The organism is Mesorhizobium sp. M4B.F.Ca.ET.143.01.1.1 (genome assembly GCF_004792275.1).
GTDB lineage: Bacteria > Pseudomonadota > Alphaproteobacteria > Rhizobiales > Rhizobiaceae > Mesorhizobium > Mesorhizobium abyssinicae.
This window is the reverse complement of record NZ_SRSR01000127.1, coordinates 1-389: the sequence shown is the minus strand read 5'-3', so window position 1 is coordinate 389 and position 389 is coordinate 1. Positions and strand designations below refer to the sequence as shown.

Annotated in this window: 1 protein-coding gene; it reads left to right on the top strand. The window is 63.8% G+C overall.

Annotated features, from left to right (window positions below):
• Positions 1-389 (top strand): DNA translocase FtsK (locus tag EN786_RS36265; protein WP_281405034.1); only part of this gene is annotated, 389 nt, incomplete at both ends.

Genomic DNA, 389 nt, shown 5'->3' with positions numbered 1-389 from the left:
GGCTTCTACATGTCGCAGGAGCGGCTGGAGCAGAATGCCGATCTCCTGGAAAGCGTGCTGGAGGATTTCGGCGTGCGCGGCGAGATCATCCACGTACGCCCCGGTCCGGTCGTCACCCTCTACGAATTCGAGCCGGCACCTGGCGTCAAATCCTCGCGCGTCATTGGTCTCGCCGACGACATCGCCCGCTCCATGTCGGCGGTCTCGGCGCGCGTCGCCGTGGTGCCCGGCCGCAATGTCATCGGCATCGAGTTGCCGAACGAGACCCGTGAAACCGTCTATTTCCGCGAACTGATCGAATCGCAGGGCTTCCGCAAGACCAGCTGCAAGCTGGCGCTTTGCCTTGGCAAGACGATCGGCGGCGAACCCGTCATTGCCGAGCTGGCGAA